Source organism: Streptomyces sp. NPDC093064 (assembly GCF_044754605.1).
In the GTDB taxonomy this organism is placed as follows: domain Bacteria; phylum Actinomycetota; class Actinomycetes; order Streptomycetales; family Streptomycetaceae; genus Streptomyces.
This window is the reverse complement of record NZ_JBIVPK010000032.1, coordinates 21,467-35,427: the sequence shown is the minus strand read 5'-3', so window position 1 is coordinate 35,427 and position 13,961 is coordinate 21,467. Positions and strand designations below refer to the sequence as shown.

The following is a 13,961-nucleotide window of genomic DNA, read 5'->3' as shown; positions in this document are numbered from 1 at the left end:
CTTGGGAACGGCTGTGAACGGTGCGGTCGGGGCGCGGCGGAAGGGCGAGCGAGGAGGTCCGGACATGACCGAAGCCGGTACGGCGGCGACCGGTTCGGGCGGAACCGCCCGCTGGGAGAACCAGTGGTACGGGCCGCAGCCGAACGTGGCCCAGGCAGCCGGATACGCCGACGCCCCGCCCCGGATGGGCTTCTTCACCGACACCTCCGTGTGCATCGGCTGCAAGGCCTGCGAGGTGGCGTGCAAGGAGTGGAACTCGGTGCCGGAGGACGGCCTCGAGCTGACCGGCATGTCGTACGACAACACCCAGGGGCTCGGCGCCGACACCTGGCGGCACGTGGCCTTCATCGAGCAGCGCAAGCCGCTGGGCGGTCAGGAGCCGGGGGTGGACCACGGTTTCGACGCGTTCGAGGCCGCCCGGCAGCTCGGCTCCCCTCCCTCCCCCGTTCCGGGGGCCGCGGTCCCCCCGCCGGAGTCGTCCCCCGCGGGCGCGCCGGCCGACTCGATCTCCCGCGTGTCGCCCGACGGGCGGACCGAACTGCGCTGGCTGATGTCCTCCGACGTGTGCAAGCACTGTACCCACGCGGCCTGCCTCGACGTGTGTCCCACCGGGGCACTGTTCCGCACCGAGTTCGGCACCGTCGTGGTCCAGCAGGACGTGTGCAACGGCTGCGGCTACTGCGTGCCCGCCTGCCCCTACGGGGTCATCGACCAGCGCAAGGAGGACGGCCGGGTCTGGAAGTGCACCCTGTGCTACGACCGGCTCGGCGTCGGCATGGAACCGGCCTGCGCCAAGTCGTGCCCCACCGACTCCATCCAGTTCGGCCCGCTGGACGAACTGCGCGAACGGGCGGCCGCCCGGGTGGCGCGGCTCCACGCGGCCGGTGTCACCGACGCCCGGCTGTACGGCGAGAGCCCGGACGACGGGGTCGGCGGCGACGGCGCGTTCTTCCTGCTGCTCGACGAGCCCGAGGTGTACGGCCTGCCGCCCGACCCGGTGGTCACCACCCGGGATCTGCCCGCTATGTGGAAGCACGCGGCGGCCGCCGCCGTGTCACTCACCGCGCTGGCCGTCGCCACTTTCGTCAGGAGGCCCCGATGACCGGACCGGACGCCCCTCGTGACGGTGTCGAGGGGGCGCGGCCCGGTCGGGACGCCGGCGCCGCAGCCGGACGAGGACGGCACCGGCGTCGCCGCGGACGCGGCGAGCAGTCGATGGTGCCCGAGGCCCGGTTCTCCTCCTACTACGGCCGGCCGGTCCTGAAGAGGCCGACCTGGAAGTCCGTCGACATCGCCGGCTACCTCTACCTCGGCGGCCTCGCCGGGGCATCGTCGCTGCTGGCGGCCGGGGCGCAGGCCACGGGGCGGCCCGCGCTGGCCCGGACGGCGAAGCTGGGCGCGGCGGGCGCGATCTCCGGGTCGCTGGTCGCGCTCGTGCACGACCTCGGCCGGCCCGCCCGTTTCGTCAACATGCTGCGCGTCTTCAAGCCCACCTCGCCCATGAGCGTGGGTTCCTGGCTGCTGGCCGGGTACGCGCCGCTGTCCATGGCTGCGGCGGCCACCGACGTCGCGGGCCGCTACCGCGCCGTGGGCGCCGCCGCCACCGCGGGCGCCGCCGTCCTCGGCCCGGCGGTCGCCACCTACACCGCCGTACTGATCTCGGACACGGCGGTGCCCTCGTGGCACGAGGGCTATCGGGAGATGCCCTTCGTGTTCGCCGGTTCCGGCGCCACTGCGGCCGCCGGGCTGGCGCTGGCCTGTGTGCCGGCCGCGCAGGCGGGACCGGCCCGCCGCATGGCGCTGCTCGGCGCCGCGCTGGAGATGGTCGGGTTCCGGCTGATGAAGAGCCGGATGGGCCTGGCGGCCGAGCCGTTCGAGCAGGGCACGGCGAACCGGCTGCTACGGGCGGCGGAATCGCTCACGGTGGGCGGCGCGGCGCTGGCGGCGGTCGCGGGGCGGCTGCGCGGCCGGGGTCCGGCCGTGGCGGCCGGGGTGGCCCTGCTGGCCGGCTCCGCCGCACTCAGGTTCGGCGTGTTCCACGCCGGGGTGGCCTCCGCGGAGGACCCCAGGTACACCGTCGTGCCGCAAAGGGAGCGACTGCGGGCCCGAGCCGGATGACTGGACGGGCCCCGTATCGGATGACTGGACGGAAGGAGACCAGGCCCGTGCCCCGCCGTCGGCGGAATCGGGGATGCCGTCCCCGCCGAGCTGCGCGAGGATGTGTCGCAGGAGCACGCGTGACACCGCGCCGCGCCGGCTGAGGCGCCCGCGGCGAACGCGCGGCGGACAGGACCGCGCGGACGACCGGAGGACACCGAGCAGCAGTACCGAAAGGGCTCCATCTCATGGGTGTACGCACATGGATCGACTCCTGGCCGGTCTACCGCCAGCTCAAGGGCACCGATCCCCTGGGCCGCGGGGCCGCCGCCAAGAGCGGGCCCAGCGCGCGGCTCACCCCCCGGGTCGCCTCCGCGGACCGGGTGGTGAAGTCGATCTGCCCGTACTGTGCGGTGGGCTGCGGCCAGAACGTCTACGTCCAGGACGAGCGGGTCACGCAGATCGAGGGCGACCCGGACTCCCCCATCTCCCGCGGCCGGCTGTGTCCCAAGGGCGCGGCCAGTCTTCAGCTGACCACCGGCGGCGCGCGTGAGCACCAGGTGCTGTACCGGCGCCCGTACGGCACCCGGTGGGAGCGGCTCGACCTCGACACGGCGATGGACATGATCGCCGACCGGGTGATCGAGGCCCGCCGCGCCGGCTGGGAGTGGGAGGTCGACGGCACCCGCACCCGGCGCACCATGGGCATCGCGAGCCTGGGCGGGGCGACGCTGGACAACGAGGAGAACTATCTGATCAAGAAGCTCTTCACGGCGCTGGGCGCGATCCAGATCGAGAACCAGGCGCGTATTTGACACTCCTCCACCGTTCCCGGTCTGGGAACCTCGTTCGGCCGCGGCGGCGCGACCACCTTCCAGCAGGACCTCCAGAACTCCGACTGCATCGTCATCCAGGGCTCGAACATGGCCGAGTGCCATCCGGTCGGGTTCCAGTGGGTGATGGAGGCCAAGGCCCGTGGCGCCAAGCTGGTCCACGTCGACCCGCGGTTCACCCGGACCAGCGCGCTGGCCGACGTGCACGTGCCGCTGCGCGCGGGCTCGGACATCGCCTTCCTCGGCGGGATCATCAACTACGTCCTGAGCAACGACAAGTACTTCCGCGAGTACGTCGTGGCCTACACCAACGGGCCCGTGGTGCTGCGGGAGGACTTCCAGGACGCCGAGGACCTCGACGGCGTGTTCTCCGGCCTCGACCCCGACGGCCGCAGGTACGACAACACCAGCTGGCAGTACGCGGGCATGGAGATGCGGGCGGCCTCCGGCCAGCGCGACCAGGACTACGAGAGGCGCCACGGCCGCCGCAGCCAGGTGAGCGAGTCGGCGCGCGGCGAGGCCCACGGGGCGGGCGGCCCCGACATCGGCGAGGGCCGGCCCGAACGCGACGAGACGATGACCCACCCGCGGTGCGTGTTCCAGGTGCTCAAGCGGCACTACGCCCGCTACACCCCGGAGATGGTCGAGCGGATCTGCGGGGTGCCGCAGGACCTGTTCCGCGAGGTGTGCGAGCTCGTGACCGAGAACTCCGGGCGCGAGCGGACCACCGCGTTCGCCTACGCGGTGGGCTGGACCCAGCACACCGTGGGGGTGCAGTACATCCGCGCCGCCGCCGTGCTCCAGACCCTCCTCGGCAACATCGGCCGGCCGGGCGGCGGCATCATGGCGCTGCGCGGGCACGCCTCCATTCAGGGGTCGACGGACATCCCCACCCTGTTCGACCTGCTGCCCGGCTACATCCCGATGCCGCACGCGCACCACGACGACGATCTGGACTCCTTCGTCCGGGGCGAGGCGGCGACCAAGGGCTACTGGGGCAACATGCGCGCGTACCTGGTGAGCCTGCTCAAGGCGTACTGGGGTGACGCGGCGACGCCCGAGAACGACTTCTGCTTCGACTACCTGCCTCGGCTGACGGGCTCCCACTCCACTTACGAGACGGTGACGGCCCAGATGGAAGGCGTCTGCAAGGGCTACTTCCTGCTGGGCGAGAACCCCGCGGTGGGCTCCGCCAACGCCAAGATGCAGCGCCTGGGCATGGCCAACCTGGACTGGCTGGTCGTACGCGACTTCTCGCTCATCGAGTCGGCCACCTGGTGGAAGGACGGCCCGGAGATCGAGACCGGGGAGCTGCGCACGCAGGACATCCGCACCGAGGTGTTCTTCCTGCCGGCCGCCGCGCACACCGAGAAGGACGGCAGCTTCACCAACACGCAGCGGCTGCTGCAGTGGCACCACCAGGCCGTCGAACCGCCCGGCGAGGCGCGCAGCGACCTGTGGTTCACCTTCCACCTCGGCCGACTGGTGCGGCAGAAGCTCGCGGAGTCCACCGACCCCGTGGACCGGCCGGTCCTCGACCTGACCTGGGACTACCCCACCAAAGGTGAGCAGGCCGAGCCGGACGCGGAGAGCGTCCTCGCCGAGATCAACGGCCGCGACGCCAAGGGCGACCCGCTGGCCTCCTACGAGCAGCTCGCCCCGGACGGATCCACCACGTGCGGCTGCTGGATCTACTGCGGTGTGTACGCCGACGGCGTCAACCAGGCCGCCCGCCGCAAGCCGGGCCGGGAGCAGGACTGGGTCGCCAACCAGTGGGGCTGGGCCTGGCCCGCCAACCGCCGGGTCCTGTACAACCGGGCCTCGGCCGACCCCGACGGCAGGCCGTGGAGCGAGCGCAAGGCGCTGGTGTGGTGGGACGAGGACGAGAGGCAGTGGACCGGCCACGACATCGCCGACTTCGCCAAGGACAAGGCCCCGTCCTACCAGGCGCCGCCGGACGCCACCGGCGGTCAGGCGCTGTCCGGTGGCGACCCGTTCGTGATGCAGTCCGACGGCAAGGCGTGGCTGTACGCGCCGGCCGGACTCACCGACGGCCCGCTGCCCACCCACTACGAGCCGCAGGAGTCGCCGTTCCCGAACCTGCTGTACGGGCAGCAGCGCAATCCGGTGCGGTTCGTGACGCGGTCGCGCCCGGACAACCGCTACGCGCCCAGTGCCGGCGAGCCGGGTTCGGAGGTGTTCCCGTTCGTGGCCACCACCTACCGGCTCACCGAGCACCACACGGCGGGCGGCATGTCGCGCTGGCTGCCGTATCTGGCGGAGCTGCAACCGGAGTTCTTCTGCGAGGTGTCGCCGGAACTGGCCGCCGAGCGCGGTCTGGAGCACACCGGCTGGGCGACGATCGTCAGTGCCCGGGCCGTCATCGAGGCACGAGTGCTGGTCACCGACCGGGTGCCGCCGCTGACCGTGCACGGCCGCACCCTGCATCAGGTGGGCCTGCCCTACCACTGGGGCCCGAACGGCTACAGCACCGGCGACGCGGCCAACGAACTGCTCCATCTCTCCCTCGACCCCAACGTCCACATCCAGGAGGCCAAGGCGTTCGGCGTCGACATCCGCCCGGGCCGCCGCCCCAGGGGCGCGGCCGCCGTGGAACTGGTCCGCTCCTACCAGGCGCGGGCGGGCATCGACGAGCACACCGGAACCGAGCCCTGACCGGCGGCCGGCGCGGGGCTCACCTCAGCACGACGGAGTGGGCCCCGCGCGGGACCAGTTCGCCGATCACCGGATGGCCGGGGATCTCCCCCGCGATGAGGAGGCCGCCGGAGGTCTGGGCGTCGGCCAGCAGCAGGCGGGTGTCGGCGTCGGTGCCGCCGAAGTCGGTGAACGGCTCCACCCAGGCCAGGTTGCGCCGGGTGCCGCCGCTGACGTAGCCGTCGCGTACGGCCTCGCGGGCGCCGTCCAGGTAGGGCACGGCCGCCGTGTCGATCACCGCGGTCACGTCCGAGGCGCGGGCGAGTTTGTGCAGGTGGCCCAGGAGGCCGAAGCCCGTCACGTCGGTGGCGCAGGAGGCTCCGGCGGCCAGCGCGGCGGCGCAGGCGTCCCGGTTGAGGGCCACCATGGTGGCCACGGCCTGCTCGAACCGCTCGCCGGTGGCCTTGTGACGGTTGTTCAGCACGCCCAGGCCGAGCGGTTTGGTCAGGGTCAGGGGCAGTCCGGGCCGGCCGGCGTCGTTGCGCAGCAGCCGGGCGGGGTCGGCCAGGCCGGTGACGGCCATGCCGTACTTGGGTTCGGGGTCGTCGACGCTGTGCCCGCCGCCGACGTGGCAGCCGGCCTCGGTGGCGACCTCCAGCCCGCCGCGCAGCACCTCGCGGGCCAGCTCGAAGGGCAGCACGTCACGCGGCCAGGCCAGCAGGTTGACCGCCAGGACAGGGCGGCCGCCCATCGCGTAGACGTCCGACAGGGCGTTGGCCGCGGCGATGCGCCCCCAGTCGCAGGGGTCGTCGACGACGGGGGTGAAGAAGTCGGCGGTGGACACCACCGCCTGCGCGACGCCGCCCCGATCGGGCAGCGTCACGACGGCCGCGTCGTCGCCGGTGGCCAGACCGACCAGCAGCGGGGTGTCCCCGGCGGCCGGCGGCACCGTCGGCAGTCCGCCGAGCACGTCCTCCAGCTCGCCCGGCGGGATCTTGCAGGCGCAGCCGCCGCCGTGGGCGAACTGGGTGAGCCGTACGGGGGTTTCATGGGGGGCGGTCACGCTGGGTCTCCTGGTCTCGGTGGTCTGGGGGGCTCCTGGTCCCGGTGTTCGGGCCGGCGCGCCGGTCACCGCCGTACGACGGTCCGGCCACGCGCCGCGCCCGCGCCGTCCCCGCCGGCCTTCCGGTAGCGTGGCGGCCGGTGGAGGCGTGTGGGTGCCTGGTGGCCCTCCCGGTCTTCAAAACCGAGGTGTCCGAGGATCTCGGGCAGGCGGGTTCGATTCCCGTCCGCCTCCGTCTTCTACCTGCACAAACAAAATGCCCGGCCAAACACGGGCGTAACGCGTCCGCTTGCACTCCCCTCCCCTCCCCTCATGGCGAGCATCCGGAAGCGGGAGCGCAAGGACGCGCCCACCTCCGCCAGCCGCGCGACGCGCACTCGTGGGAGCCGCAGCCCGGCATGGACCCCGTGCACTGCGAGGGCTACGGCGAACCGACTGGCGAGACGGGCCACCCCGAGTCGGCGCCCGACGAGCCCGCCCCGCCCGCCTACCGTGAGCTTCTCGCCCGTCTGGAGCGTGAGCCGACTATGGCCGTGCGCACCGCATCCCATGCGCCAGTCGACGAGGTCGGGCCGGCCGCGCAGGGCAGCGAAGACGGGGGAGGGACTTCATTCCGAGCCGGGCAGCGGCAACTCCCCGCCGTCGTCCGGCTCCGCGGATGCCGGACGCAGCCCCTCCTCGAACGACTTCCGCCGCGGCGACTTCTCCCCCTTCGCCACCCCAGCAGCAGCCCGAGCCAACTGCGCCCGCAACTGATCGAACGCTGCCGGCCCTGACAGCTCCCGCAACCTGCGACTCCTGCTCATACCGGCCTAACGCCCCGGCGCGCCGCACGTAACCGCAATGCACCCGAACGGAGCACCGCATGAAGCAATCAAGGCATCAGGCCGCCCGCCCGCTTGGCCGAGGCCAAACCGAGTGCAACTGGACGAGTCCAAGCGTCATCCAGCGACACCGAAAGACATCTATTTGTTCTCCATACCCGGGCGGCAGCGTCTGTGTTGGTTGTCCACTCGTTCCGTGTGTCCTTGGGCGTCGAGGAACTCCAGGAGCGGCACGGCGACTCTGCGGGTGGTGTCGAGGGCCTTGCGGGCCTCGCTGAGTGTGAAGGGCTGCGGCAGGCGGCGAAGCACCGCGGCGGCCTCGGCGTCGGCTCCCGGCAGCAGCACGATCCCGTCGCCGACCCTCAGCAGCGCGCCGGCGGAGACCGCCGCGGCCACGGCTTTGCGGTCGAGTCCCAGTGCGGTGAGGCGATCGGCCTCGGGAGCGCGGAAAGGTGCCGTCTCCAGGTCGCGCCGCACCGATTCGACGGCCGCCCGGACCGGGGGCGGCAGGGTGGGACCGGCGCTGTCGGGCCGGTACAGGCGGCCTTCGCGTCGCAGCAGGCGGGGCTCGCCCGGTGCCGCAGCGAGGGCGTCCACGAGCGCCCGGTCGGGCAGGTCCAGCAGGTGCCGGGCCGCCTCGGTCGGCAGCCCCGGCTCCATGGGGTGCAGGCGTGCGTGCTCCGCGACCTCGGCGGCCAGCCGCTCGCGCAGCCGGGCCCAGTGGGCCTCGTCCGCCATCCAGTCCCCGGTGACCGGCCCGGTGGGCAGGGGGATGCCCATGGCCAGCAGCCGGGAGCGGCGGACGAGTCCGCGTCGCCGCAGCTCCGCCGCTGCGTCGGGGCGGTCCGTCATCGCGGCCAGTGCGGCGGCCCTGGCCCGTCCGGCGCCCCGCCGGGTCAGGTCCGGCGGGCACACGTCGAGCACGGTCACACCGCAGGGTCGCCGCCCGCCGCCGGGTTCGCGCAGGACGGCGCGGTCCCCGACGCGCAGGGGCAGTGCGGGGCGCAGGGTCAGCCGGGCGGTGTCCTCGCCGACGGGGCGGACGGTCACCGCGACGGCCGCCGTGCCGATGTGCAGGGTGACGCTCCGGGGCAGCTCGCCTACCGGCTCGCCGGTGACGCGGACGTCGATCCGGTCGGTGAACAGCCAGCGGTCCGGCGCCAGCAGCACCTTCCCCCGCCGCAGTCGCCCGGCGAGAGGGCCGTGCACGTTGACCGCGACCCGCGCCACCCCGCTGACATCACTCCGGTCCTGTTGCAGGCACTGGAGCCCGCGCACCCTCAGCGTGTGCGCGCCGGCCCCGCTCACCAGCCGGTCGCCGACGCGCAGGGTGCCCGCGCCGAGCGTGCCGGTCACGACGGTGCCGTGCCCGCGCACGGTGAAGGCGCGGTCCAGCCACAGCCGTACGTCCGCGTCGGCGGGCGGCACGGGCAGCGCGCGGGCCATCCGGGCCAGTTCGGCGCGCAGTTCGTCCAGTCCGGCGCCGGTCACCGAGCTCACCGCGACGGACGGCACGGTCCCGAGCGAGGTCCGGGCCAGCCGCTTGACGGCCTCGGCGCGCACCGGCTCGGGGTCGGCCAGGTCGCTGCGGGTCACGGCGAGCACCGCGTGCCGTACACCGAGCGCGTCGAGAATCGCGAGGTGTTCCTCGGACTGCGGCTGCCAGCCCTGGTCGGCGGCGACCACGAACAGCACGGCGGGCACCGGGCCGACTCCGGCCAGCATGGTGGCCACGAACCGCTCGTGGCCGGGTACGTCGACGAAGGCGAGGCGCTCGCCCTCGGCGTCCGGCGGCGTCCACACGAAGCCGAGGTCGAGGGTGAGTCCGCGGCGCCGCTCCTCCTCGTAGCGGTCGGGTTCCATCCCGGTCAGGGCCCGTACCAGGGCGGACTTGCCGTGGTCGACGTGCCCCGCGGTGGCCAGCACTCGCATGACCCCTACCTCTCCGCCGCCGACCGCACCGCCTCGGCGAGGCGTTCGTCGTCCCGCGGCGGCACCGCGCGCAGGTCCAGCAGGCACCGCCCGGCCTCCAGGCGCCCCACCACGGACACCTCCCCGGTGCGCAGGACGGCGGCGTACGGCTCCGGCAGGGACAGCGCGGCGCTGGGCAGCGTCACGCCCGGTGCCCCGCCGCCGCCGACGGTGGCGGTCCCGGCGACGGCCCGGACGTCCTCGACCCCGGCGGCGGCCAGCTCGGCGGCGAGGTGTTCGGCCCGCCGCATGAGCCCTGCGGCGTCGGCGGTCAGGTATGCGGCCGTCGGGGTCCGGGGGCCCGTCAGGGTCGCCTCCAGCGCGGCCAGGGTGAGCTTGTCCACCCGCAGGGCGCGGGCCAGGGGGTGCCGGGTGAGGGTGCGCAGGAGTTCCACGTCGCCGAGGAGCAGTCCGCACTGGGGGCCGCCGAGCAGTTTGTCGCCGCTCGCCGTCACCAGGGCCGCGCCGGACGCCAACTGGGTCTCGGCGTCGGGCTCGTCGGGCAGCAGCGGATGGGGGGCGAGCAGTCCGGAGCCGATGTCGGCCACCACCGGCACGCCCAGCGCCGACAGATCGCGGACTCCGGCAGCCCGAGTGAAGCCCGTGATGCGGAAGTTGGAGGGGTGGACCTTCAGGACGAACGCCGTGTCGGGGCCGATCGCGTCGGCGTAATCCTGGACGGTCGTACGGTTCGTGGTGCCGACCTCGCGGAGCCGGGCCCCGGTGGAGACCAGCAGGTCCGGCAGCCGGAAGCCGTCCCCGATCTCCACCATCTCGCCGCGGCTGATGACGATTTCCCTGCCCGCGGCGAGCGCGGTGGCGGCGAGGACGAGCGCGGCGGCGCCGTTGTTGACGAGGTGGGCCGCGGCGGCGGACGGCACCCGGCCGCGCAGCGCGTCCAGGGCCGTACGGCCCCGGCGGGCGCGGACGCCGGTGCGCAGATCGAGTTCGACGTCCGTGGGCCCGGCGGCGTCCTGCACCGCCTGCCGAGCCGCCGCGGACAGGGAGGCGCGGCCGAGGTTGGTGTGCAGCAGGACCCCGGTGGCGTTGATCACCGGACGCAGCCCGCCGACCGTCCGCGGCAGCAGCGCCACGGCGGTGTCCGCCACCTGCTCGGGGGCGATGTCGCCCTGGCGTGCCCGCTCCTGGGCCTGCCGGACCGCGGCCTTCACCGGGCCCGGCCCGAGCCGCGCCGCCGCGTCCACCAGGCGCGCGTCGCGCAGGACGGCGTCGGTGCGGGGGATCCGCCGGCGGGCATCGCTCACCGCACGGTCATGACCGGTCGGACCGTGCCGGGTCGGGCCGGAACTACGGGCGTCCGCATGGGGCTCCTGGCCCGCTCGCTGCCCCGTGACCTGCTGCTCCACCTGGCCTCTCCGTCCACAGACCGACCTCGCGGGGGTGTCAACGCCCGCCCATGGTCTCCCAGTGCCCGCGTCCGTCCGCACGACACGCCGTACGACAGGTCGGGCTTCCGCGCACCCCCTGCCCGGCCGCACCCCCGGGCAGCCGCTCGGACACCCGGCCGGGACCGGACGGCCCGCCCCGGCCTGTCCTCGCGTCACCGCCGTCCGGCCACGCGGCCTCTCGGGATGCCGACGCGCGAACCGGCGTCCAGCCTCTGCCGCTGGAAGCCGCCACAGGGCCTGATCTCGGCGCGCGGGGCGAGCCGTCGACGGCGGGCGGTGGGCGGTGGGCGGTGGGCGGTGGGCGGTGGGTGACGGTACGTCAATCCCGCGGGAAGACAGCCGTGGGGCGCGGTCCGGTCGGGGCGGTCAGCCGCCCGTGTGCTCGGTGCGGAGCCGTACCTGCTCCTCCAAGCGGCGCAGGCTGCTGTCGAGGGCGTCGCAGGCGGCGCGCTCGCCCGGATCGTGGCGGTCGTCGAAGAACGACAGGTGGACGGTCACCTCGCTGGCGCCGCTGCCGATGCCCGCGACCTGGAGCCAGCCCGCGTAGCCGCCCTGCTCGCGGGTGCCCCACTCGATCCGCATCTGGTCGCGTTCGGCACGCAGCTGGGCGGCGGTGTCCCGGTCCTCGTGGTCCTCGTGCACCGTGACGGCGGGGGGCTCCTCCACGTGCACGTGCAGTTCGCCGGGCAGCCAGGCCTCGAACCGGCCGACGTCGGCGGCCTGGTCGAAGACGTGCTCGGGCTGAGCGGGCATCGTGCGTGAACGTTCGTACTCGGCCATGACGGCACCGTTCCTCCGCTCGGGGGGTCGTACGACGAACGCGTGCCCCTTCTGCCGCGGCCGAAAAGCGCCGGCGCCGGAACCCGCTCACAGGCGGGACGTCAGGGCGGGGCGGGCCGCAGTGCCCGCAGCACCGCCCAGGAGACGGAGACGAACGGGACGGCGACCACGGCACCGATCACGCCCGCGACGATGCCGCCCGCGATGACGGAGACGGCGACGACGAGCGGGTGCAGGCGCACCGCCCAGCTCATCACCACGGGGTGCAGCACATGTCCTTCGAGCTGGCCGATGACGACGATGAGGGCGAGCACGGCCACCGCGGTGAGCGGGCCGCGCCCCGCGAGGGCGACCACCGTGGCCACGCCGAGCGCGACCGGTGAGCCGATCAGCGGCACGAACGTGGCGAAGAACTCCAGCAGCGTCAGCGGCAGCGCGAGCGGTACGCGCAGCACCAGCAGGACGACACCGACGAGTACGGCGTTGGTGGCCGCCACGATGATGATGCCGCGCGTGTATCCGGCGAATGTCCGCCAGGCGGCCTGCCCGGCCCGGTCCCACGCCGGCTGGGCCCCGCTGGGCAGCAGCTGGTCGCGCGCCCACCGCCAGAGTTTCTCGCCGGAGTGGATGAAGAAGACGGAGGAGAAGATCGCCAGGGCGCCCCCGGTGATCAGTTCGACGAGTCTGCCGAAGCCACTGAGCGCGCTGCTGAGGAGCCCTGCGCGATGGGCGGACAGGTAGGACAGGACCTGCTTCTGCAGGTCGGCCAGTTTGCCCTGGCTGAGCCGGAACGGCGGGCGCTGGAGCCACTGCTCGATCCTGTGGATGCCGCCGCCGAACTCGCCTGCGAGCTTCGCCGACTCCCCCGCCACCGCGTTGCCCACGAGCGCCAGCAGGGCGAGCAGGAGCAGCAGGCTGCCGACCAGGGCGACGGCCACGCACAGGGCTCGGGGCAGAAAGCGGTTCAGCAGGTCGGCCAGGGGGCGCAGGATCGAGGTGATGACCAGGCCCAGGAACAGGGCCACGGCGATGAGCTGGAAGCGGCCGAGGACGGTGAAGACGCCGTAGACGACGATGCCGACGAGGATGAGGCGCCAGGCGTAGGCGGCGGCGACCCGCAGCCAGGGCACGGTGCTCTCGGCCTTCGGGACCAAGGGAGCGGTGCGGGCGCGCGGCGGGAGGCGTACGGAGTGCGCCGGGCGGCTGCCGGGCACCCGGCCCGCTGCCCGGCGCCCGCGGCCCGGCCCGCCCGCCGGAGCGCCCGCACCAGCCACCGCGCCTCCCCTTCCGGACCGGCCGTCCCGTCCGGGCCGTCACACCCGGACCGCCGGACCGCGCCGCCTTCGACATCGCCTGTCGAGCGCTGGTGAGCACCCTTGAGGCGTCTCGAGCCCTCTTGGACCCTCTTGAGCACCGTAAGGGCTGGTCGGGCGGGGGCAGGGGTCCAGTTCGCCCGGGTGGGCGGTCATCGGGGGCATCAGGGGGAACAGGCGCCCGTCCGGCGCACGGCGCGGTGCGGGTGGGCCGGGGCGGTCCGGCCCGTCACGGCGGCGTCTCCGCCAGCAGTTCGGGGCCGTTGTTCCGGACGTTGTTGACGGCCGGGGAGACGGGCCGGGCGCCGAGCCTGCCGTCCGCCGGGGGGCTCAGCAGCGCCCGAAGTTCGCCGGGGTCCTGATGGCGGGGGTCGAGCCAGGCGTCGTAGTGCTCCGGGGTGAGGGCCAGCGGCATCCGGGGGTGGACGCGGCCGGCCTCGTCGGTGGCCTCGGTGGTGATGATGGTGCACGTGGTCAGCCAGGCGGCGGGGTCGTCGTCCCGCGCCACGTGCGGGTCGCGCCAGTACGCGTACAGGCCGGCGAGCGCCATCAGCGCGCCGTCCTCGGGGCTGATGTAGTACGGCTGCTTGGGGGTCCTGCCGGTGTCGGCGGACTTGATCTGCTGCCATTCGTAGAAGCCGTCGGCGGGCAGCAGGCAGCGGTGCCTGACGAAGGCGCGGCCGAAGGCCGGCTTCTCGTGCACGGTCTCCACCCGGGCGTTGATCATCCGGGCGCCGGCCTTCACGTCCTTCGCCCAGGACGGGACCAGTCCCCAGCGCAGCGGCCGCAGTTCCCTGCGTACGGCGGCCGCGGTGCGGTCCTCGCGCGGGGCGCGTTCGAGAACGGCCCACACCTCGTCGGTCGGGGCGACGTTCCAGCTCGGCGCCAGCGCCTCCGCCGGGCGCCACTCGGTGACCCGGAAGTGCCGGACCAGGTCCTCCGGACCGCGGGTGGAGACGTAGCGACCGCACATGGGGCCAGGGTGCCACGGCGGCACGGCCGCGGTCGGGAGCGCC

At 74.0% G+C, this 13,961-nt stretch carries 9 protein-coding genes and 1 tRNA gene; 4 read left to right on the top strand and 6 right to left on the bottom strand.

The genetic code is table 11. The annotated features are described in order from the left end of the window. The first annotated feature begins 64 nt into the window (after positions 1-64). From ACIQFZ_RS29820 to fdh, 3 genes are all read left to right on the top strand, one after another. The gene (locus ACIQFZ_RS29820; RefSeq protein ID WP_402692645.1) at positions 65-1,102 is read left to right on the top strand and encodes a 4Fe-4S dicluster domain-containing protein; all 1,038 of its coding nucleotides are present in this window, start codon (positions 65-67) and stop codon (positions 1,100-1,102) included. Continuing rightward, positions 1,099-2,118 (top strand): NrfD/PsrC family molybdoenzyme membrane anchor subunit, encoded by a 1,020-nt coding sequence (nrfD, locus tag ACIQFZ_RS29815; protein WP_383059616.1) that lies wholly within the window; start codon positions 1,099-1,101, stop codon positions 2,116-2,118. The genes ACIQFZ_RS29820 and nrfD overlap by 4 nt, the downstream gene beginning before the upstream one ends. 227 nt (positions 2,119-2,345) lie before the next feature. Further along, on the top strand, positions 2,346-5,606 hold the full coding sequence (gene fdh / locus ACIQFZ_RS29810) for a formate dehydrogenase (protein ID WP_383059618.1): 3,261 nt from the start codon (positions 2,346-2,348) through the stop codon (positions 5,604-5,606). Between the two features lie 19 nt (positions 5,607-5,625). Here fdh and selD read toward each other — a convergent pair whose 3' ends face one another. After that, the gene (selD, locus tag ACIQFZ_RS29805) at positions 5,626-6,648 is read right to left on the bottom strand and encodes a selenide, water dikinase SelD (RefSeq protein WP_365425547.1); all 1,023 of its coding nucleotides are present in this window, start codon (positions 6,646-6,648) and stop codon (positions 5,626-5,628) included. Positions 6,649-6,790: 142 nt separating this feature from the next. Here selD and ACIQFZ_RS29800 point away from each other — a divergent pair. Further along, positions 6,791-6,883: transfer RNA gene (locus ACIQFZ_RS29800), tRNA-Sec, on the top strand. Between the two features lie 730 nt (positions 6,884-7,613). Here the strand turns inward: ACIQFZ_RS29800 and ACIQFZ_RS29795 are convergent. The 5 genes from ACIQFZ_RS29795 to ACIQFZ_RS29775 form a co-directional block, all read right to left on the bottom strand. Next, the gene (locus tag ACIQFZ_RS29795; RefSeq protein WP_365425545.1) at positions 7,614-9,404 is read right to left on the bottom strand and encodes a SelB C-terminal domain-containing protein; all 1,791 of its coding nucleotides are present in this window, start codon (positions 9,402-9,404) and stop codon (positions 7,614-7,616) included. Positions 9,405-9,409: 5 nt separating this feature from the next. Further along, positions 9,410-10,708: an L-seryl-tRNA(Sec) selenium transferase gene (gene selA, locus ACIQFZ_RS29790; RefSeq protein ID WP_402692644.1), complete on the bottom strand. Its 1,299-nt coding sequence runs from the start codon at positions 10,706-10,708 to the stop codon at positions 9,410-9,412. Positions 10,709-11,218: 510 nt separating this feature from the next. Beyond that, positions 11,219-11,632 (bottom strand): SRPBCC family protein, encoded by a 414-nt coding sequence (locus tag ACIQFZ_RS29785; RefSeq protein ID WP_365425541.1) that lies wholly within the window; start codon positions 11,630-11,632, stop codon positions 11,219-11,221. Positions 11,633-11,733: 101 nt separating this feature from the next. Then, entirely contained in the window at positions 11,734-12,906 is a 1,173-nt protein-coding gene (locus ACIQFZ_RS29780; RefSeq protein WP_365425539.1) for an AI-2E family transporter, read from the bottom strand. A 268-nt stretch (positions 12,907-13,174) separates the two neighbouring features. Continuing rightward, on the bottom strand, positions 13,175-13,918 hold the full coding sequence (locus ACIQFZ_RS29775) for an SOS response-associated peptidase (RefSeq protein WP_402692643.1): 744 nt from the start codon (positions 13,916-13,918) through the stop codon (positions 13,175-13,177). Positions 13,919-13,961 lie beyond the last annotated feature (43 nt).